General features: G+C 59.7%; 28 protein-coding genes. 16 read left to right on the plus strand and 12 right to left on the minus strand.

Annotation, left to right across the window (positions count from 1 at the left end):
- Positions 1 to 105 precede the first annotated feature (105 nt).
- Positions 106 to 432: a TIGR02300 family protein gene (locus ACR0E6_RS16240; protein WP_170520078.1), complete on the minus strand. Its 327-nt coding sequence runs from the start codon at positions 430 to 432 to the stop codon at positions 106 to 108.
- 100 nt (positions 433 to 532) lie between these two features.
- Between ACR0E6_RS16240 and ACR0E6_RS16245 the strand changes: the two genes are divergently transcribed.
- The 3 genes from ACR0E6_RS16245 to ACR0E6_RS16255 all read left to right on the plus strand — a co-directional run bounded on the left by ACR0E6_RS16245 (position 533) and on the right by ACR0E6_RS16255 (position 3,149).
- The gene (locus ACR0E6_RS16245; RefSeq protein ID WP_480585196.1) at positions 533 to 1,219 is read left to right on the plus strand and encodes a M48 family metallopeptidase; all 687 of its coding nucleotides are present in this window, start codon (positions 533 to 535) and stop codon (positions 1,217 to 1,219) included.
- Between the two features lie 39 nt (positions 1,220 to 1,258).
- Positions 1,259 to 1,906 (plus strand): GntR family transcriptional regulator, encoded by a 648-nt coding sequence (locus tag ACR0E6_RS16250; RefSeq protein WP_480585200.1) that lies wholly within the window; start codon positions 1,259 to 1,261, stop codon positions 1,904 to 1,906.
- Between the two features lie 112 nt (positions 1,907 to 2,018).
- Positions 2,019 to 3,149, plus strand: a complete 1,131-nt coding sequence (locus ACR0E6_RS16255; RefSeq protein WP_480585203.1) for a lytic murein transglycosylase — start codon at positions 2,019 to 2,021, stop codon at positions 3,147 to 3,149.
- 4 nt (positions 3,150 to 3,153) lie between these two features.
- Here ACR0E6_RS16255 and ACR0E6_RS16260 read toward each other — a convergent pair whose 3' ends face one another.
- The gene (locus ACR0E6_RS16260) at positions 3,154 to 4,116 is read right to left on the minus strand and encodes an acetyl-CoA carboxylase carboxyltransferase subunit alpha (protein ID WP_480585206.1); all 963 of its coding nucleotides are present in this window, start codon (positions 4,114 to 4,116) and stop codon (positions 3,154 to 3,156) included.
- 121 nt (positions 4,117 to 4,237) lie between these two features.
- Here ACR0E6_RS16260 and ACR0E6_RS16265 point away from each other — a divergent pair, with 121 nt between their 5' ends.
- Positions 4,238 to 5,071: an AraC family transcriptional regulator gene (locus tag ACR0E6_RS16265; RefSeq protein ID WP_480585209.1), complete on the plus strand. Its 834-nt coding sequence runs from the start codon at positions 4,238 to 4,240 to the stop codon at positions 5,069 to 5,071.
- Here the strand turns inward: ACR0E6_RS16265 and ACR0E6_RS16270 are convergent, their stop codons facing one another.
- A complete protein-coding gene (locus ACR0E6_RS16270) occupies positions 5,072 to 5,668 on the minus strand; it encodes a LysE family translocator (protein ID WP_170454818.1) in 597 nt (198 codons plus the stop codon).
- Positions 5,669 to 5,741: 73 nt separating this feature from the next.
- Between ACR0E6_RS16270 and ACR0E6_RS16275 the strand changes: the two genes are divergently transcribed.
- Entirely contained in the window at positions 5,742 to 6,194 is a 453-nt protein-coding gene (locus tag ACR0E6_RS16275) for an Lrp/AsnC family transcriptional regulator (RefSeq protein ID WP_480585212.1), read from the plus strand.
- A 117-nt stretch (positions 6,195 to 6,311) separates the two neighbouring features.
- Entirely contained in the window at positions 6,312 to 6,890 is a 579-nt protein-coding gene (locus ACR0E6_RS16280) for a PA14 domain-containing protein (RefSeq protein WP_170454814.1), read from the plus strand.
- A 37-nt stretch (positions 6,891 to 6,927) separates the two neighbouring features.
- On the opposite strand, the gene ACR0E6_RS16285 is transcribed toward ACR0E6_RS16280, so the two are convergent.
- Positions 6,928 to 7,890, minus strand: coding sequence for an L-malyl-CoA/beta-methylmalyl-CoA lyase (locus tag ACR0E6_RS16285; RefSeq protein WP_480585215.1), 963 nt, complete (start codon positions 7,888 to 7,890; stop codon positions 6,928 to 6,930).
- A gap of 295 nt (positions 7,891 to 8,185) precedes the next feature.
- On the opposite strand from ACR0E6_RS16285, the gene dgcN reads away from it, so the two are divergent.
- The 3 genes from dgcN to ACR0E6_RS16300 all read left to right on the plus strand — a co-directional run bounded on the left by dgcN (position 8,186) and on the right by ACR0E6_RS16300 (position 11,100).
- Positions 8,186 to 9,187: an N-acetyltransferase DgcN gene (dgcN, locus tag ACR0E6_RS16290; protein ID WP_170520096.1), complete on the plus strand. Its 1,002-nt coding sequence runs from the start codon at positions 8,186 to 8,188 to the stop codon at positions 9,185 to 9,187.
- Between the two features lie 76 nt (positions 9,188 to 9,263).
- Positions 9,264 to 10,229, plus strand: coding sequence for an N-acetyl-D-Glu racemase DgcA (dgcA, locus tag ACR0E6_RS16295; RefSeq protein WP_480585218.1), 966 nt, complete (start codon positions 9,264 to 9,266; stop codon positions 10,227 to 10,229).
- Between the two features lie 10 nt (positions 10,230 to 10,239).
- Complete coding sequence (locus tag ACR0E6_RS16300) at positions 10,240 to 11,100, plus strand: D-amino-acid transaminase (protein ID WP_480585221.1); 861 nt, start codon at positions 10,240 to 10,242, stop codon at positions 11,098 to 11,100.
- A gap of 45 nt (positions 11,101 to 11,145) precedes the next feature.
- On the opposite strand, the gene ACR0E6_RS16305 is transcribed toward ACR0E6_RS16300, so the two are convergent.
- The 3 genes from ACR0E6_RS16305 to ACR0E6_RS16315 all read right to left on the minus strand — a co-directional run bounded on the left by ACR0E6_RS16305 (position 11,146) and on the right by ACR0E6_RS16315 (position 12,585).
- Positions 11,146 to 11,460 (minus strand): DUF1244 domain-containing protein, encoded by a 315-nt coding sequence (locus ACR0E6_RS16305; RefSeq protein ID WP_480585224.1) that lies wholly within the window; start codon positions 11,458 to 11,460, stop codon positions 11,146 to 11,148.
- Positions 11,461 to 11,538: 78 nt separating this feature from the next.
- The gene (locus ACR0E6_RS16310) at positions 11,539 to 11,778 is read right to left on the minus strand and encodes a DUF6868 family protein (RefSeq protein ID WP_480585227.1); all 240 of its coding nucleotides are present in this window, start codon (positions 11,776 to 11,778) and stop codon (positions 11,539 to 11,541) included.
- A gap of 69 nt (positions 11,779 to 11,847) precedes the next feature.
- Complete coding sequence (locus tag ACR0E6_RS16315; RefSeq protein ID WP_480585230.1) at positions 11,848 to 12,585, minus strand: N-formylglutamate amidohydrolase; 738 nt, start codon at positions 12,583 to 12,585, stop codon at positions 11,848 to 11,850.
- Between the two features lie 128 nt (positions 12,586 to 12,713).
- Between ACR0E6_RS16315 and pyk the strand changes: the two genes are divergently transcribed.
- The 5 genes from pyk (at position 12,714) to rplT (ending at position 17,166) form a co-directional block, all read left to right on the plus strand.
- A complete protein-coding gene (pyk, locus tag ACR0E6_RS16320; protein WP_480585233.1) occupies positions 12,714 to 14,159 on the plus strand; it encodes a pyruvate kinase in 1,446 nt (481 codons plus the stop codon).
- A 244-nt stretch (positions 14,160 to 14,403) separates the two neighbouring features.
- The gene (locus tag ACR0E6_RS16325) at positions 14,404 to 14,841 is read left to right on the plus strand and encodes a universal stress protein (RefSeq protein ID WP_170454796.1); all 438 of its coding nucleotides are present in this window, start codon (positions 14,404 to 14,406) and stop codon (positions 14,839 to 14,841) included.
- Between the two features lie 11 nt (positions 14,842 to 14,852).
- Positions 14,853 to 16,403 (plus strand): alanine/glycine:cation symporter family protein, encoded by a 1,551-nt coding sequence (locus tag ACR0E6_RS16330; protein WP_170520119.1) that lies wholly within the window; start codon positions 14,853 to 14,855, stop codon positions 16,401 to 16,403.
- Positions 16,404 to 16,585: 182 nt separating this feature from the next.
- Entirely contained in the window at positions 16,586 to 16,786 is a 201-nt protein-coding gene (gene rpmI / locus ACR0E6_RS16335; RefSeq protein WP_010443552.1) for a 50S ribosomal protein L35, read from the plus strand.
- A gap of 14 nt (positions 16,787 to 16,800) precedes the next feature.
- Positions 16,801 to 17,166 (plus strand): 50S ribosomal protein L20, encoded by a 366-nt coding sequence (rplT, locus tag ACR0E6_RS16340; protein WP_008756009.1) that lies wholly within the window; start codon positions 16,801 to 16,803, stop codon positions 17,164 to 17,166.
- Between the two features lie 137 nt (positions 17,167 to 17,303).
- Here rplT and ACR0E6_RS16345 read toward each other — a convergent pair whose 3' ends face one another.
- Positions 17,304 to 18,275: a LysR family transcriptional regulator gene (locus ACR0E6_RS16345; protein ID WP_480585236.1), complete on the minus strand. Its 972-nt coding sequence runs from the start codon at positions 18,273 to 18,275 to the stop codon at positions 17,304 to 17,306.
- Here ACR0E6_RS16345 and ACR0E6_RS16350 point away from each other — a divergent pair.
- On the plus strand, positions 18,265 to 18,570 hold the full coding sequence (locus tag ACR0E6_RS16350) for a YciI family protein (protein WP_170454790.1): 306 nt from the start codon (positions 18,265 to 18,267) through the stop codon (positions 18,568 to 18,570). The genes ACR0E6_RS16345 and ACR0E6_RS16350 overlap by 11 nt on opposite strands.
- Positions 18,571 to 18,707: 137 nt before the next feature.
- On the opposite strand, the gene ACR0E6_RS16355 is transcribed toward ACR0E6_RS16350, so the two are convergent.
- Positions 18,708 to 20,099: an aminotransferase family protein gene (locus ACR0E6_RS16355; protein WP_480585239.1), complete on the minus strand. Its 1,392-nt coding sequence runs from the start codon at positions 20,097 to 20,099 to the stop codon at positions 18,708 to 18,710.
- A 218-nt stretch (positions 20,100 to 20,317) separates the two neighbouring features.
- Here ACR0E6_RS16355 and ACR0E6_RS16360 point away from each other — a divergent pair, with 218 nt between their 5' ends.
- Complete coding sequence (locus tag ACR0E6_RS16360) at positions 20,318 to 21,943, plus strand: acyl-CoA synthetase (RefSeq protein ID WP_480585242.1); 1,626 nt, start codon at positions 20,318 to 20,320, stop codon at positions 21,941 to 21,943.
- Here the strand turns inward: ACR0E6_RS16360 and ACR0E6_RS16365 are convergent.
- The 3 genes from ACR0E6_RS16365 to ACR0E6_RS16375 form a co-directional block, all read right to left on the minus strand.
- The gene (locus ACR0E6_RS16365) at positions 21,940 to 22,275 is read right to left on the minus strand and encodes a DOPA 4,5-dioxygenase family protein (RefSeq protein ID WP_170454785.1); all 336 of its coding nucleotides are present in this window, start codon (positions 22,273 to 22,275) and stop codon (positions 21,940 to 21,942) included. The genes ACR0E6_RS16360 and ACR0E6_RS16365 overlap by 4 nt on opposite strands.
- Before the next feature lie 84 nt (positions 22,276 to 22,359).
- The gene (gene maiA / locus ACR0E6_RS16370; RefSeq protein ID WP_170454783.1) at positions 22,360 to 23,001 is read right to left on the minus strand and encodes a maleylacetoacetate isomerase; all 642 of its coding nucleotides are present in this window, start codon (positions 22,999 to 23,001) and stop codon (positions 22,360 to 22,362) included.
- A gap of 24 nt (positions 23,002 to 23,025) precedes the next feature.
- Positions 23,026 to 23,223, minus strand: coding sequence for a DUF2783 domain-containing protein (locus tag ACR0E6_RS16375; protein WP_170454781.1), 198 nt, complete (start codon positions 23,221 to 23,223; stop codon positions 23,026 to 23,028).
- Position 23,224: the final 1 nt, after the last annotated feature.

Consider the following 23,224-nt stretch of genomic DNA (forward strand, 5'->3'; position numbering starts at 1 on the left):
TTTATGAGACGACGGCGGGGAGTGCAAGTCCAAAAATGGAATTGTGCAAAAACTTTCCGTCGCCATCCGCACAAAGAACCAAGGCGGCCCAGGGCCGCCTTAAGATCAGTTTTCGTCTTCTGATGACATGTCCTTGATGTCGTCCAGCGAGACGTCATCGTTGTTGTCGTCATCATCGTCCAGCAGATCGTCGTCCAGATCCACGTCGACATTGTCGTCATCATCCAGAACCAGATCATCCTCGGATGCGTTTTCGCGTGCTTTCGCGGTCGCTGCGTCCTCGGCATCGGCGGCAATCATCCGGCTTTTGCCGGTTTCAAGCTCCACGATCTCGCCCGTGTAGGGGCTGACGATCGGGTCCTTGTTCAGGTCGTAAAATCGCTTACCGGTGGTCGGGCAAACGCGCTTTACGCCCCATTCTTCCTTGGGCATGTCAAATCCCCTTGATATCAGGTGAGTCGTCTAAAAGATTCAGTTCACCTGCCACAGGCGGCGGGCACTGTCAAAGCCTTTGCGCGGAAGAGGTCGGGATATGGGAGAACACGCTTTGCCGGGAACGCCGCCGGTGCCGCTGACGCTGCGCAGATCAACGCGGGCGCGGCGGATCAGCCTGCGGATTTCCCAATTGGACGGGCGGGTTACCCTGACCTATCCGCAAGGCGTGCCCGAGGCCGAGGCGTTGAGTTTCGCGCGCAGCAAAGAGGAATGGATCCGGCACCATCTGGCAGGGCAGCCCGATCTGGAACAGGTGCGTCTGGGCAGTGTGATCTGGATCGAAGGCACCGAGCGTCGAATCGTACCCGCGCCGGGGCGGCGGGTGGTGCTGAGCACAGATGCAGTGGCCGTGCCTGACGGGGCCGAGGGGCGGCGACTGGCCCGGTTTCTGAAAGAGCTTGCGCGGGATCGGCTGAGTGGGGCCTGCGACGATTACGCCGCCATTCTGGGGCGCTCGTACACCAGTCTGACGCTGCGGGACACGCGATCCCGCTGGGGGTCGTGCAGTTCGCATGGCGGGTTGATGTTTTCCTGGCGCCTGATCCTCGCGCCGTCAGAAGTTCTGCACTATGTCGCCGCGCATGAGGTGGCGCATTTGGCCGAGATGAACCATTCGCCCGCCTTCTGGGCGCAGGTCGAGCGTATTTTTGGCCCCTATGATGCCCCACGGCGGTGGCTGCGTGAAAACGGAGCGATGCTGCACAGATACCGCTTTGACTCGTAGCCGAGTTGACCCCGCAGGTTTTTGTGATCACATGAGACCATGTTAGCTACACGTCCGACCGACTCGCATATTGCAACCCATGACCGGGTGTATCGCACCCTGCGGTCCCGTATCCTGCACGGAGAGATCGCCCCTGGCGAGGCGCTGACCTTGCGTGGGATCGGCAAGGAGTTCGATGTCTCGATGACACCCGCACGCGAAGCGGTGCGCCGTCTGGCGGCGGAAGGGGCGTTGTTTCTGTCCTCATCGGGGCGGGTTTCGACGCCGGAACTGACGAATGACCGGATCGAGGAACTGGCTGCATTGCGCGCCTTGCTTGAGGTGGAACTGGCCAGCCGCGCCCTGCCGCGTGCCCATATCGCGCTGATCGACCGGTTGCAGACCATCAACATGACCGTCGCGGAAATGGTGACCAAGCGCGACGCCGTGGGCTATATCCGGTCGAACCTTGAGTTTCACAGGACGCTGTATCTGCGCGCGCAGGCCCCCGCAATGTTGGCCATGGCCGAGACGGTCTGGCTGCAACTTGGCCCCACCATGCGGTCCTTGTACGGGCGGCTTCGACGCACCGAGCCGCCGCATTATCACAAGCTGATCATCGCCGCGCTCAAGGCCGGGGATGAGCCGGGGTTGCGCCTTGCGGTGCGCTCGGACGTGACGCAGGGGTTGCGGTTGCTGGTTACTTAAGCGGCGAACCGCCGAAGCGTCGATTTGGGGCCAGCCACTCTCGGTCGTTCTGGTTTGCGCGCCCGGTCTGCGCTAGGCTGAGGCAAATCACAAACAAGAGCAGATTTCAGTCATGATCAATCGACGGAGCTTTTCCATTGGCCTTGGCGCGGCAATATTGGCCGGGTGCAGTGACGGGGGTGCGCCATCCCGTGCGCCTGCGTCGCGTATGCAGTCGGTGCCGAATGCGGGCTATGATGCCTGGGTGGCCAATTTCAAATCCCGAGCCGCGTCGCAGGGTATTTCCCAGACGACCATCAACCGGGCCTTTCAGGGAGCGGGCTATTTGCCCGGCGTGATCGAGCGCGACCGCAATCAGGTGGAATTCAAGCGCTCGCTTGAGGACTATCTGGCCATCGCCGCATCGGATGAACGGATCAGTAACGGGCGGCAGATGTTGCAGCGGTACAATGGGACGCTGTCGCAGATAGAGGCGCAATACGGTGTCGACAAAGAGGTTGTCGTGGCCGTCTGGGGTTTGGAAAGCCGATACGGCGCGCGGCGCGGCGACGTGCCGGTAATTTCGGCCACGTCCACCTTGGCGTATGAGGGGCGGCGCGGCGAATTTTTCGAAAAGCAACTGGTCGCAGCCCTGAAGATCATTCAGGAGGGCGACACCTCGCCCGCGAACATGACTGGCAGCTGGGCCGGGGCGATGGGGCATACTCAGTTCATCCCAACCTCGTATCTGGCCTATGCGGTGGATTTCACCGGCGACGGTCGCCGCGATATCTGGTCCGAGGATCCGACGGATTCTTTGGCCTCGACGGCGGCCTATCTGTCCAATGCCGGTTGGGTGCGCGGCCAGCCTTGGGGTGGCGAGGTCGGCACCGTGTCGGGCACGCCGGTTGCGGTGCTGCAACCGCAAGTGCCGGGGCCACGCATCGCCGTGTTCCGCAATTTCAATGTCATCAAGCGGTATAACAACTCGGACAGCTATGCGATTGGCGTGGGGCACCTGTCGGACCGGATTGCCGGAGGCGCTCCGTTTCAGGCCTCATTCGGGCCGGATGCCACAGGTCTGACGCTGGAGGACCGCAAAGACCTGCAGCGTCGCCTGACCTCGGCCGGGTATGACACGCAGGGCGCGGATGGGGTGATCGGGAACAACACCAAATCCGCCATCAGCGGCTATCAGCGCGCCAATGGCCTGCCTGTGACCGGCGAGCCATCGGTTGATCTGCTGCGTCGTTTGGGCGGTTGACGGTTTACGCCGCCAGCCCTTTCGACCCGATGTCCAGGAATTTCTGGCGGCGGTCCTTGATCAGGGCCGCTGCGTCCTTGCCGTCCAGCTCTTTCAGCATGGCGCCGATGGCGTCACGCACCGACTCAACCGCCTCGGGGCGACCGCGATGGGCCCCGCCTTTGGGCTCGGGGATGATCCGATCGCAGACGCCCAGCTTGTGCAGGTCCTGCGCTGTCAGGCGCAGCGCCTCGGCGGCTTCGCGCATCTTCTCGGCATCTTTCCACAGGATCGAGGCGCAGCCTTCGGGTGAGATCACCGAATAGACCGAATGTTCCAGCATCGCGACGCGGTTGGCGGTGGCAAAGGCGACGGCCCCGCCGGACCCACCTTCGCCGATGATGACCGACACCAGTGGCACACCGATTTTCAGGCACATCTCGGTCGAGCGCGCGATGGCCTCGGACTGGCCGCGTTCCTCGGCCCCTTTGCCGGGGTAGGCGCCCGCCGTGTCGATCAGAGTGATCACCGGCAGGCCAAACCGTCCGGCCATCTCCATCAGGCGCACGGCCTTGCGATAGCCTTCGGGCCGGGCCATGCCGAAATTCCGTTCGATCCGCGATTTGGTATCGCTGCCCTTTTCATGGCCGATCACCATCACCGGCTGATCGTTGAACCGGGCCAGCCCACCGATCACCGCCAGATCGTCGGCAAAGTTCCGGTCGCCCGCCAGCGGCGTGAATTCGGTGAACAGCTCTTTGACATAGTCCTGGCAATGGGGCCGTTCGGGGTGGCGTGCCACCTGACATTTCCGCCACGGGGTCAGGTCAGCATACAGTTCGTCCAGCAGCTTGGCGGCCTTGGCGTCCAGCGCGGCGGCTTCTTCGCTCACGTCCATTTCTTCATTGGCACGGGCCAATGCGCGCAGCTCTTCAGCTTTGCCTTCGATCTCGGCCAGTGGTTTTTCGAAATCCAGATACTGGGTCATGACGCCTCTCAACGCGGAAGTTCCCTGCTATATGACCTGACGTCGCCCCGGATGCAACTCAGCAAGATTTGTGGGCCGTGAATATGCAAGCTGAGGAAAGCAATGAGAAGGAAGGATGCCGATGGCAACCAGCTACGAAGACCGGGTTCTGCGCGTGCTGAGCTATATCCACGACAACCCTGCCGGGGATCTGTCACTGGACGCGCTGGCCGATGTCGCCGCCATGTCCCGGTTTCACTGGCACCGCGTGTTTCGCGCCCTGACCGGTGAGACCTGCGCTCAGGCTGTGCGACGCCTGCGCTTGCACCGTGCGGCGACGTTGTTGGTGCGAACCGACACACCGGTGGCCCAGGTCGCGGCAACCGTTGGCTATCCCAACCCCAGCTCATTTGCGCGGGCCTTTACCGAGGCCTATGGCAGCAGCCCCGGTGCCTTTCGCAAGGCGGGGCAGTTTCTGCCGGCTCATCCCAACTTTAGAACCGGAGGATACCCGATGCATCCCGTGACAACCCGTACCGAACCCGCCCGCCGTGTGATCGCGCTGCCCCACAAGGGGGCCTATTCCGAAATCGGCAAGAGCTTCGAGGCCTTTGGTGCCTTGTGCGAATCCCGCCAGCTCTGGCCCCAGATCGGCCCGGTTCTGGCGCTGTACCTCGACAGCCCCGATGACGTGCCCGAGGATCAGTTGCGCAGCTATGCCGGGGCTGAATTCCGGGGCGATGAGACGCCCCAAGGCATGGAGGACATGCAAATCCCCGGCGGGAAGACCGCGGTGCTGACCTACAAAGGCCCTTATTCCGGGATCGAGGCCGCCTATCACAGCCTGTTCGGCAACTGGTTGCCCGAGTCCGGCGAAGAGCCTGCGGATCAGCCATGCTATGAAATCTACCTCAACGATCCGCGCGAAACCCCGCCCGAAGAGTTGCTGACCGAGATCTGTCTTCCCCTGAAGTGATCAGCTTGGCCACAGGACCGGATACAGCGAGGCGACCAGCAGTGCTGCCATGGTCCAATTGAAAACCAGCAACCGGCGCGGATTCGTCAGGAACCGCGCCATTTGCTGGCCCAGCAGGGTCCAGGTGCTGACCGACGGTAAATTGACCGCGCCGAATACCAGCGCGACGACAACGATCACGTTCAGTGTCTGATCGGGCGCGTAAGCCGTGGTCGCGGTCAGTGCCATGGCCCAGGCTTTCGGGTTGACCCACTGAAACGCGGCGGCCTGCAGAAATGTCATCGGTGTGCCGACTTCGGCCTTTCCACCGGCGGGCGCAGCATGTGCGATTTTCCAGGCCAGATACAGCAGATAAGCCACCGAGGCGACCTTCAGCACCGTGTAGCTGGCCGGGTATTGGTTGAACACCTGCACCAGCCCCGCGCCGACAAGCAGGACCATGAAGGTGAAGCCAAGCCCGATTCCCAACATATGCGGGATCGAGCGGCGAAAGCCGAAATTGGCCCCTGACGCCATCAGCATCAGGTTATTCGGCCCCGGAGTGATCGAGGATACGAAGGCAAACACAATCAGGGCCAGAAGGATGTCGTAAGTCATGGGGCGAATTTTTGCGCCAAAAGCGGCAAATGAAATTGCGTTTTGGTGCGCATCTTGTTTATTTTCACAATTAATGACCAAGATGGATCAGATAAACCGCGATATATTGCGTGCGCTGACCGCAGATGGGCGGATCAGCAATCTGGAACTGGCTGACCGCGTGGGCCTGTCCCCCTCTGCCTGTCTGCGCCGGGTGCAGGAATTGGAAAGGGCCGGAGTGATCACCGGTTACCGCGCCGTTCTGGACCCCGTCGCACTGGGCAAGGGGTTCGTGGCCTATATCGGCGTTGGGCTGGGCGAACATACCAAGGCCGCGCAGGAAGGGTTCGAACGGGCCTTGCAGCGCGCGCCCGAAGTGGTCGAATGCCACAACATCACCGGAACGATCGAATACCTGCTGCGCGTCGAATGCGCCGACCTTCCATCCTATAAGACCTTCCATACCGATGTGCTGGGAACACTGCCCCATGTGACCTCGATCACGTCCTATGTGGTTATGGGGTCGCCCAAGGATTTGCGGGCCTGAGCGGCCACATTGTGAAGATTCACGCTCTTGCAGGGTAAATATTCACATCCTAGTGTGACGTTAATGATGCCGTAGACCAAAATACCAAACAAACGCGGCGCACACAGGGAGATGATGATGAAACTCTTTCGTACAGGTGCGATTGCGGCTGCCGCCGTTTTGATCGCCGGGGCTGCTCTGGCGGCGCCGCTGAAACTGCAGCCTGCAAGCCCTCAGCCCAGTCCAAAGGCAGGGCTGGACGTCAAATACGCGTGGGAGGGGAACCCGCCGCGCAAAATCCAGAACCTGTCCAAAGTGGACTTTTTGCTGAAGAAGGCAAAGCCCGGTCAACCTTTGCGGGGATTGGACTATCGCGATACCTCCGAAGGCGATCCGGTGTTGACGTTCAACGAAGCCTATAACGTGGCGGCTGAAGTTTCGGGCTATATTCGGTTCGATTCACCGGGTGTGTATGAACTGGAAACCTGGTCGAATGACGGCATCGACGCCTGGGTTGGCGGGCAACAGATCGGTTATGTCAACGGGCGTCAGGGCTGTGAGGCCAACCAAAGAACAGCGGTCGAAGTCCCACAAGCCGGGTGGTATCCGCTGAAGATCAAGTATTTCCAGAAATACGGCACATCCTGCCTGATGATGAAATGGGGCAAACAGGGTGATCGGTTCACCTGGACGCCAAACAACGTGTTTGGTCGGTAAAAAAAAGGCGCCAGATCTGGCGCCTTTTTCAATTTGGTCAGCCGTTGGCCGCGATCAGTTCGGCCTGCGCCACGATGACTTCGGCCTGTTTTATTGAGGCGATGTCGACAAGACGGCCTTTGTAAACCGTGGCCCCTTCGCCATTGGCCTTGGCTTGTTCCATCGCGGCCAGAATCTCGCGCGCTTCCGAGACAGCCTCATCCGACGGGGTGAAGACCTGGTTGGCCAAAGCGATCTGTTTGGGGTGGATCGCCCATTTGCCAACCATGCCCAGCGTGGCCGAGCGTTTGGCCTGCGCGATATAGCCTTCGTCATCCGAGAAATCGCCGAACGGCCCGTCTACCGGCAGAACACCGTGCGTGCGGCAGGCGGCGACGATGGCGGCCTGCGCCCAGTGCCACGGATCGGACCAGTGCTTTTCGCCCTCGCGCAGCATGTAGTAGTTTTCCTGCGTGCCGCCGATGCCAGTGGTCTGCATCCCCATCGAGGCTGCAAAATCCGCAGCACCAAGGCTCATGGCCTGCATACGGGGCGAGGATGCGGCGATTTCTTCGACATGGGCGATACCTGCAGCGGATTCGATGATCACTTCGAACGAGATCGGCTTGGTCCGGCCCTTGGCGCGCTCGATAGCGGTAACCAGCGCGTCCACGGCGTAGACATCTGCCGCGCAACCGACCTTGGGGATCATGATCTGGTCCAGACGGTCGCCCGCCTGTTCCAGAACTTCAACGACATCGCGGTACCAATAGGGTGTGTCCAGCCCGTTGATCCGCACCGACATATACTTACCACCCCAGTCGATGGTGTTCAGCGCTTCGATGACATTTGCGCGAGCGGCGTCCTTGTCAGATGGGGCAACCGAGTCCTCGAGGTCCAGATTGATCACGTCTGCCGCCGATGCTGCCATCTTGGGGAACAGCTTGGTGTTCGATCCGGGGCCGAACAATTGGCAGCGATTGGGGCGGGCCGGGGCGGCGGGTTGAATGCGGAAACTCATCGGGGCCTCTTGTGGGTAAGGAAATTGCGATTTTTCTCTCGATTGAGGTATTAAATTACGCAGATCAGCGCAAGCGGGATTGTGCGCCTGCGGCAATGCGCGTGCAGAAATCGCGGTTTCGACTGCGAGGTAAGGGTGATTAAAGTTTAATCAGTTTGAAAACTTCGAATATTTTTGCGCGGTCAGAGAACACTGCGCAAAAAACTCGCGTGCTGTGCGGGGTTGGTCGGTGAAAACGCGAAGCGCTCGTACTGGCGCTTGTCTACTTTGCGTCGGAATCAAAGGAGTGACCGCAATGATCGAGACACCGTACCTGCTGTTTTTGGGCGATGCGCCCGACCAACTGGCCGCCAAAGTTGCAATCGGAATCCGGGACTGGCGTCCCGAGAACGCCGTTGGCCAATTGCGGATGGACGGCTGCAAGGCCGACCTGGGCATGACCGACATGACGCTTGAAGAAGGCAAGGCCGCCGGTGCCAAGACCCTGGTGATCGGTGTTGCGAACCGTGGCGGCGTGATCAGCCAGGCCTGGAAAGAGGTTCTGATTGCTGCGCTGGAAATGGGTTACGATCTGGCGTCGGGCCTGCACAACCTGCTGCGGGACGAGGGCGATCTGGTCGCGGCGGCGCAGACCCACGGCGGCACATTGCACGACGTTCGCGTGCCAACCGTTGGATACCCGATCGCAAATGGCAAAAAGCGCAGCGGCAAGCGTTGCCTTGCCGTCGGAACCGACTGTTCCGCCGGTAAGATGTACACCGCCATGTCCATGGACGCCGAAATGCGCAACCGTGGTATGAAATCGACATTCCGCGCCACTGGTCAGACCGGCATTCTGATCACCGGTCAGGGCGTGCCTCTGGACGCCGTCGTTGCAGACTTCATGGCAGGCTCGGTGGAATACCTGACGCCCGAGAATGACGAGGATCACTGGGATCACATCGAAGGGCAGGGGTCCTTGTTCCATGTCTCGTATTCCGGTGTCACCATGGCCCTGATCCACGGCGGTCAGCCGGATGCCCTGATCCTGTGCCATGAACCCACCCGGACGCATATGCGTGGTCTGCCCGAGTATTCCTTGCCGACGCTGCCGCAGCTGCGCGATACCGCATTGCCGCTGGCACGGGTTGCAAACCCGGACTGTCAGGTGGTCGGCGTGTCGATCAACACCCAGCACCTGAGCGAGGATGAAGCGAAGGCCTATATCGCCAAGGTTGAGGCCGAGATGGGCCTGCCCGCGACCGACCCGTACCGTTTTGGTGCCGGTAAACTGGTAGACGCGCTGGCCGCGCTGTGATCTGAACGGCGCGCCGGAGGCGGGTGTTGATCCGCCTCCGGCGGCCGTATTTTGAACGAGAAGAAGGAGCGGGCGCGTGCAGATTGACGTCTCTCGTGATGTATTCCGGCTGGCGCAGGTGTTCACCATCTCGCGCGGGTCGCGGACCGAGGCAAAAGTGCTGACGGTACGGCTGTCGGATGGGGCGTATGAGGGCTGGGGCGAATGTGTGCCCTATGCGCGGTATGACGAGACGCTCGAGTCCGTTGAGGCCGAGATTGCCGGGTTGCCTGCGGAGTTCACACGTCAGGCGCTGATGGATCTGTTGCCTGCGGGTGCGGCGCGGAACGCGGTGGATTGCGCGCTGTGGGATCTTGAGGCCAAGCGAGCGGGCAAACGCGCCTGGGATCTGGCCGGGTTGCCGGTGCCGGGGCCTGAAGTCACCGCTTATACCCTGTCGCTGGACACGCCCGAGGCGATGCAGAAACAGGCGGCCGAGAATGCGCATCGTCCCTTGCTGAAGATCAAGCTGGGCACCCCGGACGACATGCCCCGACTGGAAGCCGTGCGTGCGGGTGCGCCGGATGCCAAGATCATCGTGGATGCGAACGAAGGCTGGTCGGCTGAGGTTTACGCCGATCTCGCGCCGCATCTGGTGCGGCTGAGTGTGGCGCTGGTCGAGCAGCCTTTGCCCGCCGGACAGGATGACGCGCTGATTGGGATGGAGCGTCCGGTGCCTGTCTGTGCTGATGAATCCTGTCATGACCGGACCAGCCTGCCCAAGCTGAAGGGCAAGTATGATGTGGTCAACATCAAGCTGGACAAGACCGGCGGTCTGACCGAGGCGCTGGCCCTGCGGGAAGCGGCGCTGGCCGAGGGTTATCGCGTGATGGTTGGTTGCATGGTCGGCAGTTCACTGGCGATGGCCCCTGCGACATTGCTGGCGCAAGGCGCGATGGTAACGGACCTTGACGGCCCGCTGTTGTTGGCCGAAGACCGCGCGACACCGCTGACATTTGATGATGCCGGAGTGCACCCGCCCATGGCGGCACTTTGGGGCTAAGGAGAGATACATGACTCGCACCGTTTATGTGAATGGCGAATACCTGCCCGAGACCGAAGCCAAGGTTTCGATCTTTGACCGTGGTTATCTGTTCGCGGACGCCGTTTACGAAGTGACCAGCATTCTGGACGGCAAGCTGATCGATTTCGAAGGCCACGCCGTGCGCCTCAAGCGGTCCTTGGATGAGCTGGAGATGGCCGAGCCGTGCTCCAAGGAAGAACTGCTGGAAATTCACCGAAAGCTGGTTGAATTGAACGGCATCGAGGAAGGTCTGGTGTATCTGCAGGTCAGCCGTGGATCGGATGGCGACCGTGATTTTGTGTTCCCGTCGGCGGATACCAAACCCAGCCTCGTTTTGTTCACGCAAAACAAGCCGGGTCTGGCGGATAGCCCGGCGGCCAAGAAAGGTGCCAAGATCATCTCGATTGATGACCTGCGCTGGGGTCGTCGTGACATCAAGACCGTGCAGCTGCTGTACCCGTCGATGGGCAAGATGATGGCCAAGAAAGCCGGTTGCGACGATGCCTGGCTGATCGAGGACGGCTATGTGACCGAGGGCACCAGCAACAACGCCTTTTTCGTCAAGAACGGCAAGATTGTTACCCGCCCGCTGTCGAATGACATCCTGCACGGCATCACCCGCAAGGCCGTGCTGCGCATGGCGGCTGAGGCGCAGATGGAAATCGAAGAGCGTCTGTTCACCATCGACGAGGCCAAAGAGGCGGACGAAGCCTTCACCACCTCGGCCAGCGCCTTTGTCATGCCGGTGATCGAGATTGACGGTGTGACGCTGGGCGACGGGACGCCCGGCTCGGTCGCCAAGCGTCTGCGCGAGATTTATCTGGACGAAAGCCGTAAAGCGGCGATCTAAAGAAAGGGCCCGCCAATCCGGCGGGCCTTATTCGTTTTGGGGGCGTCAGCCTTTCTTGGTGACGTTTTCCTCAAAGGCGACCTTGAAGGCGGCCTGTTTCTCGGGGCTGGCCTCGGTCTGGTAGTTGGCTTTCCACTCATCCATGGTCATGCCGTAGAAAATCTGACGGGCTTCGTCCTTGCCCATCTCGATGCCCTTTTCATTGGCCGCTTCCTGATACCAGCGCGATAGGCAGTTGCGGCAGAACCCGGCCAGGTTCATCATGTCGATGTTTTGCACGTCCGTGCGGTCTTCCATCAGGTGCTGCTGCAACCGGCGGAAGGCGGCGGCCTGAAGTTCGATTTCGGTTTGCTTGTCCATAAGTCTGGCTCCGGGTGGTTCTGGTGCGTGTCACACCTGACCTAGCGGTCCGGTGGCGATGTTTCAACAAACAGGATGTCAGACCAGTTTCAGGGCCAGCCACGGGATGATGCAGAAGATCAGGGTGAGGATCTTGTAGTTGGCGAGATACCGGAAATACGCCTGTTTCACATCCGCGCGGTCCATCTGGAACATCCGACCGTGAATACCGGCGATCCAGTCCTGCATCAGGACGATCATCATGGTGGTGAACAACAGAATGGCGATATTCAGTGCCGCCATCCAGCCAAAGAAGCTTGTCAGGAACTCTTGAGTCATACCTGCCTCCTTTCCTTCATTATATGGGGAGGCAGGATCAGGAGTGGAATACCCGTTGAGGATCTGAGGCTAAAGGTCGCTTTCCTCCAGCGCGTCCGTCAGGACAACTGCCAGCCGCTCGGCCCATTCCCGTTGCCCGGCGTGATCCGCGATCAGATCATTGCGCAGTTCGATCAGGGCGTTGGGGCGGCCATGGGTTGTGCAATGCTTGTCAATCGCGTCACCGGGCAGGACCCCGGTATAGGGCTCGTTCACGCCGACGCACAGGTCGTCCTCGGCCTTTAAACGGTCAATCAAAGGACCCGCGAATCGCTCGTCCGGGGTGTGCAGTACGCCAATATGCCAGGGTCGTGGGTCGCGGCCACGCAGTTGGCGGGTGAAGGAATGCATCGACACGACAACCGCATGGGGCAGGGCGGCCAACCGCCCAAGCGCTTCGTGATACGGGCGGTAGCACATGTTCAGGCGACGCTCGCGCTCGGCCGCATCGGCGTGGCGGTTGCCCGGGATGATCGAGCCGTCGTACAGCTTCATCAGCAGGGTCGGGTCATCCTCACCCCGGTTCGGATCGATCACCAGTCGCGAGAAATTGGCGGCGATCACCGGCGCATTCAGGATTTCGCCCAGATGTTTCGATACCTCATAGGCACCGACATCATAGGCGATGTGACGCTCCATATCTTCACGCGGCAGGCCGAGGTCGCCGTCACCCACATCGGGCGGAACGGTATTGGTTGCGTGGTCGCAGGTGATCAGCCAGCGGGACGGGCGATCCTCGCCGTGGATAAAGAACGGAGTGTACGTCATAAGCCTGTCATCAAGTTTGCCGCAGGTGTATGGCAGTTGCTTCGGAAAGGGAATTGCGCAATAAGCAGCCAAGGCAATGTTTGCGGTAACATTGCCCTAACACCGTGGGATCGAGGAGAGCAAGACCAATGCGACGCCTTAGAAATGTGAAAATTGTGGCGACGCTGGGACCGGCGTCCAACGACTATGACACCATTCGTGCCCTGCACGAGGCTGGGGCGGATGTGTTTCGCCTGAACATGAGCCACGGCAGCCACGACGAGATCCGCGAACGGCATCGCATTATCCGTCAGGTGGAAAAGGATCTGGACAGCCCGATTGCGATTCTGGCCGACTTGCAGGGCCCCAAACTGCGCGTCGGCGTATTTGCTAATGATGCCGAGGAACTGGAAGAGGGTGCCGCGTTCCGACTGGACCTTGACCCGCAGGCCGGGGATGCGGCCCGTGTCTGCCTGCCGCACCCCGAGATTTTTGCCGCCCTCGAACCCGGCGCGCGGCTGCTGGTCAATGACGGCAAGATTCGCCTGATCGTCAATGATTGTGGGCAGAACTATGCCAATTGCACGGTTGAGATTGGTGGCACAATCTCGAACCGCAAGGGTGTGAACGTTCCCGATGTCGTGCTGCCGCTGGCCGCGTTGTCGGCCAAGGATCGCGACGATCTGGAATTTGTCTGCCAGCTGGGCGTCGACTGGCTGGCGCTCAGCTTTGTTCAGCGCGCCAAGGACGTGTTCGAGGCACGCGCGCTGGCGGATGGCCGTGCCGCGATCCTGTCGAAGATCGAAAAGCCCGCCGCCGTGCAGGCCTTTGACGATATTCTGGATGCCTCGGACGGGATCATGGTCGCGCGTGGCGATCTGGGCGTGGAACTGCCGGTCTCGGCGGTGCCTCCGATCCAGAAACGTCTGGTGCGCAAGTGCCGTGGCGCTGCCAAGCCGGTGATCGTCGCTACCCAGATGCTGGAAAGCATGATCGAAAGCCCGATGCCCACCCGCGCCGAGGTTTCGGATGTGGCGACCGCAATCTATGAGGGGACGGACGCAATCATGCTGAGCGCGGAATCCGCCGCAGGCTCGTATCCGATCGAAGCGGTTCAGACCATGAACAAGGTCGCCATCGAGGTCGAGGCCGACCCGACCTATGTGCAGATCATTGCCGCCTCGCGCACGGCCAAGGGCACGACCGTTGCGGATGGCATTGTCGCAGCTGCCCGCGAAATCGCCGAGAAAACGGACATCAAGGCGATCTGCTGCTTTACCCAAAGTGGCACCACAGCCTCATTGACCGCGCGCGAGCGACCCGGTGTGCCGATCATTGCCATGACATCCCAGATGGGCACGGCGCGCAGGCTGTGCCTGAGCTGGGGCTGCAATTGTGTGATGACGCCCGAGTTGCAACGGTTCAAGGGGGCCGTGGTCAACGCCGCACGCGCCGCGCGGGCCGGCGGGTTTGCAACGGAGAGCGACCAGATCGTCGTAACCGCCGGTGTGCCCTTTAACGTCCCCGGCACGACAAACATCCTGCGGGTTGCACCATGTGACGAACGGCTGATCTACAGCACCGATCCCGAATAAGCCCGATACAAATCAGCCCCTCAACCCGCCCCGCATCATGCCGGGCGGGCTTGTTTCACCACGCGAATATCGCTGATTTTTAAGCGAAATTTGACCGCTTGGGGCGAATTTTGCAGAATAGATTTCATTTTCTGATGGAAATTTCGGATAAAGACCCTAGGGGCAGTCAAATTCACAAGTTCCAAGTTCCGGCTGCTCTGCCGGGGGCACGGGCCCCGGATAACAACGAAAACGGAGGAACGAGATGACAGCGAAAATTGTCATAGGACTGGACGGGACAGAAACCGGAGAGCGCGCATTGGCCTTCGCCAAAGACCTGGCGGAACGGCTGAATACGTGCGAGCTTTTGGTCGCTTATGTGATCGAATGGTCCCCGTACACATTCCAAACCCCTGAAGAAAACGCACAACGCCACAAACGGCGCGAGGAAGAGGTCGAGCTGGCAACAACCCGCATCGTGACCCCTGCTGTGGACGCGTTGAATGCGGCCGGATTCCAGGCGCATGGCGTCGTGCGGCACGGAGACGTGGCCGAGACGCTGAACAAGATCACTGTCGAAAACGGCGGATCGCAGATTGTGGTTGGCCGCGCTTCGGCTGACGGCATCAAGAAGCGGCTGTTTGGCAGCGCCACGCAGAATCTGGTGATGCATGCCGACGTGCCAGTCACTGTTGTGAACTAAGGGGGTAGAAAATGAAAACCTTCAAATATCTCAGTCTACTTGTCGTATCAATGCTGGTGGCAGGTGCGGCAACGGCCCAAGAGGCTCCGGGCCTGGACGACAAGATCAATCAGGCTTTTGCCGACGCGACCGGGCCGTTTGTCAGCTTTATCTTTGCGCCGTTCCCGGGAACCGGGTTCCCGTGGATCGTCGGCTGGCTGGTGGTCGCGGCGACCGTGTTCACGCTTTATTTTGCTTTTGTTCAGTTTCGGTTCTTCGGACACTCTATCAGCCTGGTCAAAGGCGACTATTCCGACCCGAACGATGCGGGTGAGGTCAGCCACTTTCAGGCTCTGGCCACAGCCCTGTCGGGCACGGTCGGTCTGGGCAACATCGCCGGTGTGGCCGTTGCCATTGGGATCGGCGGACCGGGCGCGACCTTCTGGATGATCGTCGCGGGCCTTTTGGGCATGGCGTCGAAATTCACCGAGTGTACGCTGGGTGTGAAATACCGCAACGAATACGAAGACGGCACCGTTTCGGGTGGCCCGATGTACTATATGTCCAAGGGCTTTGCCGAACTGGGCCTGCCGGGTGGTAAGATTCTGGCGGTTCTGTTCTCGATCTTCTGTATCCTTGGCGCGCTGGGCGGGGGCAACATGTTCCAGGCCAATCAGGCGCATCAGCAGATTGCAGGCATCGTCGGGGACTATCCGGGCTGGATCACCGGTCTGGTCTTTGCGGCCATCGTCTTTGCCGTCATCGTAGGTGGCCTGAAATCCATCGCGCGCGTGACCGAGAAGGTCGTGCCGTTCATGGGTGTCATGTATGTGCTGGCCGCATTGGTCATCATCATCATGCACGCGGATCAGATCGGCTGGGCCTTTGGCCAGATCTTTGCTGGCGCCTTCACGGGCCTCGGTGTTGCTGGCGGCATGGTTGGCGCGCTGATCCAGGGCTTCCGCCGTGCGGCGTTCTCGAACGAAGCAGGCGTTGGTTCGGCTGCGATTGCACACTCGGCTGTGCGGACCAAGGAACCGATCACCGAAGGCTTCGTGTCGCTGCTTGAGCCTTTCATCGATACCGTTGTGATCTGTACCATGACGGCGCTGGTGATCATCATCACCCAGCAGCTGATCGTTGATCCGGCAACCGGCAACTACATGCTGAACGAGGCAGGCAATGCCATCGCCACCGTCGACGGCAACTCGGGCGTCAGCCTGACTTCGGCGGCCTTCGGCAGCGCCTTCAGCTGGTTCCCGTTCATCCTGGCGATTGCCGTGGTGTTGTTTGCGTTCTCGACCATGATCAGCTGGTCCTATTACGGCCTCAAGGCCTGGACCTATCTGTTCGGCGAAGGCCACACCAAGGAACTGGTATTCAAGATCATCTTCTGCATCTTCGTGGTGATCGGTGCGGCGGCCAATCTTGGCCCGGTCATCGACTTCTCGGATGCGGCGATCTTTGCCATGGCGGTTGTGAACGTCTTTGCGCTGTACTTCCTGATGAAAGTGGTGCGTCAGGAACTGGCGTCCTACGCGGAACGTTTGAAAAGCGGCGAGATCCGCAAATTCGAACACTGATCCAACGACCGGGGCGGCCTTTGTCGCCCCGGTACGTCGCCAGCCTGCGAAAATCGCAGATTCTGGCCAGAACCCCCTTGCCAGTATGATCGAACTTGCGTAAACGGCGCTTCTGATCGCGTGACCGGCCGAGATGGCATGCCGAGTCGCGTCTGAAACCGAACCCGAAAAAGGAGACGGAAATGCCTAAGATGAAGACCAAGTCGAGCGCCAAAAAGCGCTTCAAGGTGACTGCGACCGGTAAGGTCCTTGCTGGCCAGGCCGGCAAGCGGCACGGCATGATCAAGCGGACCAAGAAATTCATCCGCGATGCCCGTGGCAACACCACCCTGTCCGCCCCCGACGCCAAGATCGTCAAGGGCTACATGCCCTACGACCGCTAAGAGGAGATTAAGAGATGTCCCGCGTTAAAGGTGGAACCGTAACTCACGCCCGTCACAAGAAGGTCATCAAGGCCGCCAAAGGTTACTATGGCCGCCGCAAGAGCACCTTCAAGGTTGCCCGTCAGGCCGTCGACAAGGCCAACCAGTACGCAACCCGCGACCGCAAGAACCGCAAGCGCAACTTCCGCGCGCTGTGGATCCAGCGTATCAACGCTGCTGTGCGTAGCCATGACGAGGCTCTGACATATTCCCGCTTCATCAATGGCCTGAACCTGGCCGGTATCGAAGTGGACCGCAAAGTTCTGGCCGACCTGGCCGTGCACGAACCGGAAGCGTTCGGCGCGATCGTTGCCAAAGCACAGGCCGCTCTGGCTGCCTGATCCTCTGAAAAGAGACAGTGAAAAAAGGGCCGTCCCATTTGGGGCGGCTTTTTTGTTTTAGGTAGGAGGGATGTCGGTTTCGAGCCCAACGTGACACATGCTTCGCCTTGCATGAATGGCCGCTTTTGAACCGTGCGTCATTGCCAGTTCAGACCAATCAACCACTCTTTGGCTGCTGTAAACGACGCTCTTATTGTCTGATCCGCATGCGACAACATCCAAACTTCCCTTCTCGGAAGCTTGGCGCAGTTTTTTGGCTCGATTACTCGAAATCTTGAATCGGACAATACGATTGCTCTTGGAAGTAGCGTTTTTCCAATTCCCGCCGCTACGGCCTGAATCGCCGTCTCAACGTCCATTACTCGCAAACCCGCACGCAGGTGTTCTGACCTCGCGGTCCTTTCAAGCCAACGCGCCTGCGGCAGGCGAGAATGTGCCTCGTCGTAGGTGATCCAACCCAATTTCGCACATTGCTCCGGTGAGACAAAACTTGCAGCACAGGCAACGAATGAAATCTCGCCCAGCTTTTGCGCTTTGGTGCGTAGACCCCCATCAGATGGACGTGCAAAGCGAACTGATAGATCGGCCTCACGCTTGGACAAGTTCAGATTGTCCGCACGCGGAACAAGCTCGACGCTGAGGTCTGGATGGAGGCGGGTCAAAAGAGGAAGATGAGGCACCAGAAAACGGTTCACGATAACAGGCACCGCGCTCAGACGTACGGAACCGGTAACCTTGTTTGTGCTTTCGCCTGAAATTGCGCTTATCGCAGCGTGACTCGTCTCGATTTTCTCGGCGTGTGACAGAATGCGCAACGCAGCGTCCGTCGGTTCGAACCGCCCATTTGCGCTACGCAAGAAAAGGGTCGTAGCCAAAGCCTCTTCAAGCGTTTTTATTCGGCGTGCTACCGTTGTATCGCTGACGCCAACCGTCCGCCCTGCTTCGGTCAGTTTTCCTTCGCGATGAAGCGCCAAAAGATACTTTAGATCATTCCAATCATGACTCTGCATTTTTGCAGAGTAAATCTCCAGTATTACTGACTCAATCTTCGATTTCGATGTGGCAACTATGATTTCACAAATCTGTAGGAGAAAACAATTGAAGTTCATCATCCTGTTTGAAGACGCACCAGACGCTGATCCTGATATCCGCAAAACGCACATGGTTAAGCACCTCGATTTCCTTGAGCAGAACGCAGACAAGATCGAGGCTGCTGGCCCTTTGTCCGACGCCGAAGGTCAAGGGCGCGACGGTTTATGGATTGTGGAAGCAGGCACAGAGGACGAAGTCGATCAACTGGTGCATGATGACCCGTTCTGGCCGACTGGTCTCAGGAAATCGTATTCGATCATAAAATGGAAACAGGTCTATGTTGACGGTGCGCGGTTGATCCATCCGAGCTGAGGCTTAAGCGCTTAAAAAGCGTATAGTAAACATTGGCGTAGCCACAGCGAAAGCTCACTTTGTCCGCATATCGGCCATCAAAACAAAAAAACCGGCGCAGTGGGCGCCGGTTTTCATCGTTGCTTTGCAGCGGTATCTTACCCGAACACACGTCCCAGCGCGCCGTCAACGGCGTCGGTGATCTGGTCGATGTCGTCCGGCGTCGCGATCAGTGCGGGCGAGAAGCACAGGGTGTTGTTCTTGCCCGGCAGCGAGCGGTTGGTTGCGCCAATGATCACGCCCTGGTTCATACAGTCGGCCACGACGGCCTGAACCAGTTTCTCGTCCACGGGGTCTTTGCTTGCCCGGTCGGAGACCAGTTCGGCACCCAGGAACAGGCCCTTGCCGCGCACGTCGCCGATGACTTTGTGCTTTTCCATCAGTGCCTGAAGGTTGCCCATCATCCGGTCGCCCATGGCAGAACAGTTGCCCAGCAGGTTCTCATCCTGAATGATCCGCATGTTCTCGATCGCGGCCGCCGGACCCGCAGTGCAGCCACCAAAGGTCGAGATATCGCGGAAGTAGTTCATCGAGTCCGAGGCATCATCTTTGAACATATCAAAGACTTCCTCGGTAGTGACCATGCAGGCAATCGCCGCATAGCCTGAGGCGACACCCTTTGCCATGGTCACGAAGTCCGGCTTGATGCCATATTGTTGATAGCCGAACCAGGTGCCGGTGCGGCCCACGCCGCAGACCACCTCATCGATATGCAGCAGCACGTTGTATTTCTTGCAGATTTCCTGTACGCGCGGCCAGTAGCCCTCGGGCGCCTCGATCACGCCGCCTCCAGCGGTTACCGGCTCAAGGCACAGGGCACCCACTGTGTCGGGACCTTCGCGCAGAATCACCTCTTCGATCTGATTGGCAGCCCATTCGCCGAAATTCTCTTCGGGCGCGCCATCCAACTCATGCTTGCGGTATTCCATGCAATGGGGCACACGCACGAAATCGGGTGCGAAAGGACCGTATTGCGCCGTACGTTCGTCCTGACCGCCCGCCGACATGGTTGCCAGGGTCGAGCCGTGATAGTCGCGATCGCGATACAAGATTTTGGTCTTCTTGCCGCCGTAACGCTTGTGGGCGATCTGACGAACTATCTTGAAGGCTTTCTCGTTCGCTTCCGAGCCCGAGTTGGTGTAATATACGCGGCTCATGCCGGGCATCTTGTCGATCAGGTTTTCGGCAAAGATCGACCCGGGAATCGAGCCCGCCGAGTTCGCGAAATAGCACAGCTTCATCAGCTGATCGTAAACCGCTTTCGCGATGGACTCGCGGCCATAGCCGACGTTGACTGTCCAGACCCCGCCTGAAACAGCGTCCAAGTGTTCTTTACCCTTCTGATCCCAGACACGCATGCCTTTGCCCTCGACAATGATGCGTGGATCACTTGTTTCCAGTGGCTTATGCTGGAACAGGTGATGCCAGATATGGGCGCGGTCGGCTTCGACGACGCGGGAGAGATCGTTTTCGTTGAACGTGCCGTCCATGACATGTCCTTTCAATGAAGTGCTTCGCGCGGGACACAGGCGTCCACGCCCGTTCGGTTGTTTGAGATGCTCTAGATCACCGCGAATGGCCAGTTTGAGATAGGGCCAGATCATATCATACCTTATTGCCAGACGGGATCGGTGTCGTAGTTTTACGGATTTGTCAGGATGGCGACTTTGTGATGAAGTCGCCCAAACGGTTTATGGGGAGATAGCCGATGTCAGCCAGCATCTATGACGATCATCTGGACAAGTGCCGTGCGAATTACACGCCCTTGTCACCGCTGAGCTTTATTGAGCGCACCGCGCAGGTTTACCCCGACTACCCCTCGGTCGTGTATGGCGACCGGCGCTATACATGGGTCGAAACCTATGCACGTTGCCGCCGTCTGGCGGGTGCGCTGTCCGCGCGGGGGATCGGGCGCGGGGATACCGTGTCGATCATCGCGGCCAATATCCCCGAGCTTTACGAGGCGCATTTTGCCATCCCCATGGCTGGTGCGGTTCTGAACGCGATCAATACGCGGCTGGATGCGGCCATCATCGCCTTCATCCTAAACCATGCCGAGGCCAAGGTGCTGCTGGTCGATCCTGAATTCTCGGCTGTGGTCAAAGAGGCGTTGCAACAGGTCGATCACGATCTACTGGTCGTGGACATTGAAGACCCGAGTTTCGAGGGCGGTGAGCGTCTGGGCGATCTGACCTATGACACTCTGCAATCCGAGGGTGACCCGGAGTTCGACTGGTCACTACCTGCCGATGAATGGGATGCGATCACGCTGAACTACACCTCGGGCACGACGGGCAACCCGAAAGGCGTCGTCTACCATCACCGGGGGGCGGCGCTGAACGCGCAGTCGGACCTGCTGGACTGGGATATGCCCAAGCATTCGGTCTATCTTTGGACTCTGCCGATGTTTCACTGCAACGGCTGGTGCTTCCCCTGGGCAATGGCGGCCAATGCAGGTGTTTCGGTCTGCCTGCGCGCGGTCCGGGCCGAGCCGATTTATGCCGCATTCCGGGACGAGAAAGTGACCCATTTCTGCGGTGCGCCGATTGTGCTGAACATGCTGGCCCACGCGCCGGATCATCTGAAGGACTTCGAGCACCAGATCAAGGTGATGACCGCAGGCGCCCCGCCGCCCGCCGCCGTGATCGAAGCGATGGAGGCGATGGGCGTCGAGGTGACTCATGTCTACGGCCTGACGGAAACCTACGGCCCCTCGGTCGTCTGTGCGTGGAAAGAGGAATGGAATGACAAAAGCCCCGAGGAACGCGCTGTTCTGAAAGTACGGCAGGGGGTGCGCTATACCGCGCTGTCCGGGCTGATGGTCGCCGACCCCGATACCTTGCAGCCGGTGCCTTCTGATGGCGAGACGATGGGTGAGATATTCATGCAGGGCAATGTGGTGATGAAGGGGTATCTGAAAAATCCCGACGCCACCGACGCGGCCTTCAACGGCGGATGGTTTGCCTCAGGCGATTTGGGGGTGATGCATCCGGATGGCTATATCGCCATCAAGGACCGGTCCAAGGATATCATCATTTCGGGGGGCGAAAATATCTCGTCCGTCGAAGTGGAGGGCATCCTATATAAGCATCCGGCGGTGATGGAGGCCGCCGTGGTGGCACGCCCCGATGACAAATGGGGCGAAACGCCGTGTGCCTTTGTGGAACTCAAACCCGACACATCCGCGACCGAGGCCGAGTTGATTGCGTTCTGCCGGGACAACATGGCCCATTTCAAAGCGCCCAAGACAGTGGTGTTCGGCGCATTGCCCAAGACATCCACCGGCAAGATCCAAAAATTCGTATTGCGGGATCAGGTGCGCACGTTGGGTTAGGCTTTGTCGAAAATCGACAGGTCCAGTTCCAACAGCTCTCCCATCCAAAACGCATGGTCGCGGTGATCGGCCAGGTGATCTCCGGTTTCGGGATGGGTGAATACGGTCAGGCCTTGCCGGTTGAGCATCAGCCACGGGATGACCTGATCGAATGCGTCGGCGGCAAAGCCCAACTGGCAACTCCAGCGGGGGTGCGGGCCAACATTGCGGGCGTGCATGCGGCCCTTCTGCACGGGGAACAGGCGCGCGGCCTCTTCGCAGATGCGCTGGGCGGTGTCTTGCGTCTGCGCGTCGAAATAGACATGCGCGTGATAGCCGGTGATCTCGGACATTGGGACCTCGTTCTTGGCGGATTGCGTCAAGGTATGAGCGCGCCGAGAGGATTGATACCCGTACGCGCACACAGAATATGTGCGCTATGTTTCGGGCTGGTGCTGGTCCGGGTGCGCGGCCTGAAAAGCCGGAAGGGTTGCGCACGCGGCCTCGACATCCAGCAGGCGTGGCATATCCGACAGATCCACCTGCCAGCGGCGCGCGTTGTATAGCTGTGGGATCAGGCACAGATCGGCCAGCCCGGGCCGGGATCCGGTGCAGTAGGGGGCTTGCTGGAACCCGCCCAGCAGAGCCTCAAACGCCAGCAGACCAGGCCGGATAAATCGTTTCATCCAATCGCCCGGCATACCGTCGATGCCGCCGCTGAGTTGCGTGGCATACTGTGCCACGGACAGGTTGCAGACCGGATGAATATCGATGGCAATGCTGTGCGCCAATGCTTGCGCCTTGGCACGCTCGGCCGGGTCGTCAGGCAAGAGGCGCAGCCCACGGGTCTGATCCAGATACTCGATAATGGCCAGTGACTGGGTCAGACGTGCGCCATCGATCTCGAGCACAGGTACAAGCCCTTGCGGGTTGCGGGCCAGATGGGTGTCCGAGCGCTGCTCGGCGCTGGTCAGATCAACCGAAACGGCGCGGTAGGCTATCCCAGCGAGGTTCAGGGCGATCCGCACCCGGTAACTGGCCGAGGACCGCCAGTAGTCATAAAGAACAGTGCCAGTCACGCGGATCCCCCAATAAGCGGCTTGTCAGGACCCTTTGAGCGTTGCCGCCCGGATTGCCTGCGACAACACTGTGCCATCACCGATATGATTGGCCAAGACCAACACCAGCCGTGCATTCAGCGCATCGCTGGCTGCCTTGTCCAGACCGTCATGGGCGGCCAGAAGATCGGCATAGAACGCATCCGGGTCGTCAAGGTTCGGGGCCAGGGTTACATCCGTCATC

Source organism: Ruegeria sp. AP12, assembly GCF_056540025.1.

Bases quoted from the DNA above. Each gene is read 5' to 3' on its own strand.
- ACR0E6_RS16240 (WP_170520078.1), bottom strand. From the start codon at position 432: ATGCCCAAGGAAGAATGGGGCGTAAAGCGCGTTTGCCCGACCACCGGT.
- ACR0E6_RS16245 (WP_480585196.1), top strand. From the start codon at position 533: ATGGGAGAACACGCTTTGCCGGGAACGCCGCCGGTGCCGCTGACGCTG.
- ACR0E6_RS16250 (WP_480585200.1), top strand. From the start codon at position 1,259: ATGTTAGCTACACGTCCGACCGACTCGCATATTGCAACCCATGACCGG.
- ACR0E6_RS16255 (WP_480585203.1), top strand. From the start codon at position 2,019: ATGATCAATCGACGGAGCTTTTCCATTGGCCTTGGCGCGGCAATATTG.
- ACR0E6_RS16260 (WP_480585206.1), bottom strand. From the start codon at position 4,116: ATGACCCAGTATCTGGATTTCGAAAAACCACTGGCCGAGATCGAAGGC.
- ACR0E6_RS16265 (WP_480585209.1), top strand. From the start codon at position 4,238: ATGGCAACCAGCTACGAAGACCGGGTTCTGCGCGTGCTGAGCTATATC.
- ACR0E6_RS16270 (WP_170454818.1), bottom strand. From the start codon at position 5,668: ATGACTTACGACATCCTTCTGGCCCTGATTGTGTTTGCCTTCGTATCC.
- ACR0E6_RS16275 (WP_480585212.1), top strand. From the start codon at position 5,742: ATGACCAAGATGGATCAGATAAACCGCGATATATTGCGTGCGCTGACC.
- ACR0E6_RS16280 (WP_170454814.1), top strand. From the start codon at position 6,312: ATGAAACTCTTTCGTACAGGTGCGATTGCGGCTGCCGCCGTTTTGATC.
- ACR0E6_RS16285 (WP_480585215.1), bottom strand. From the start codon at position 7,890: ATGAGTTTCCGCATTCAACCCGCCGCCCCGGCCCGCCCCAATCGCTGC.
- dgcN (WP_170520096.1), top strand. From the start codon at position 8,186: ATGATCGAGACACCGTACCTGCTGTTTTTGGGCGATGCGCCCGACCAA.
- ACR0E6_RS16300 (WP_480585221.1), top strand. From the start codon at position 10,240: ATGACTCGCACCGTTTATGTGAATGGCGAATACCTGCCCGAGACCGAA.
- ACR0E6_RS16305 (WP_480585224.1), bottom strand. From the start codon at position 11,460: ATGGACAAGCAAACCGAAATCGAACTTCAGGCCGCCGCCTTCCGCCGG.
- ACR0E6_RS16310 (WP_480585227.1), bottom strand. From the start codon at position 11,778: ATGACTCAAGAGTTCCTGACAAGCTTCTTTGGCTGGATGGCGGCACTG.
- ACR0E6_RS16315 (WP_480585230.1), bottom strand. From the start codon at position 12,585: ATGACGTACACTCCGTTCTTTATCCACGGCGAGGATCGCCCGTCCCGC.
- pyk (WP_480585233.1), top strand. From the start codon at position 12,714: ATGCGACGCCTTAGAAATGTGAAAATTGTGGCGACGCTGGGACCGGCG.
- ACR0E6_RS16325 (WP_170454796.1), top strand. From the start codon at position 14,404: ATGACAGCGAAAATTGTCATAGGACTGGACGGGACAGAAACCGGAGAG.
- ACR0E6_RS16330 (WP_170520119.1), top strand. From the start codon at position 14,853: ATGAAAACCTTCAAATATCTCAGTCTACTTGTCGTATCAATGCTGGTG.
- rpmI (WP_010443552.1), top strand. From the start codon at position 16,586: ATGCCTAAGATGAAGACCAAGTCGAGCGCCAAAAAGCGCTTCAAGGTG.
- rplT (WP_008756009.1), top strand. From the start codon at position 16,801: ATGTCCCGCGTTAAAGGTGGAACCGTAACTCACGCCCGTCACAAGAAG.
- ACR0E6_RS16345 (WP_480585236.1), bottom strand. From the start codon at position 18,275: ATGAACTTCAATTGTTTTCTCCTACAGATTTGTGAAATCATAGTTGCC.
- ACR0E6_RS16355 (WP_480585239.1), bottom strand. From the start codon at position 20,099: ATGGACGGCACGTTCAACGAAAACGATCTCTCCCGCGTCGTCGAAGCC.
- ACR0E6_RS16360 (WP_480585242.1), top strand. From the start codon at position 20,318: ATGTCAGCCAGCATCTATGACGATCATCTGGACAAGTGCCGTGCGAAT.
- ACR0E6_RS16365 (WP_170454785.1), bottom strand. From the start codon at position 22,275: ATGTCCGAGATCACCGGCTATCACGCGCATGTCTATTTCGACGCGCAG.
- ACR0E6_RS16375 (WP_170454781.1), bottom strand. From the start codon at position 23,223: ATGACGGATGTAACCCTGGCCCCGAACCTTGACGACCCGGATGCGTTC.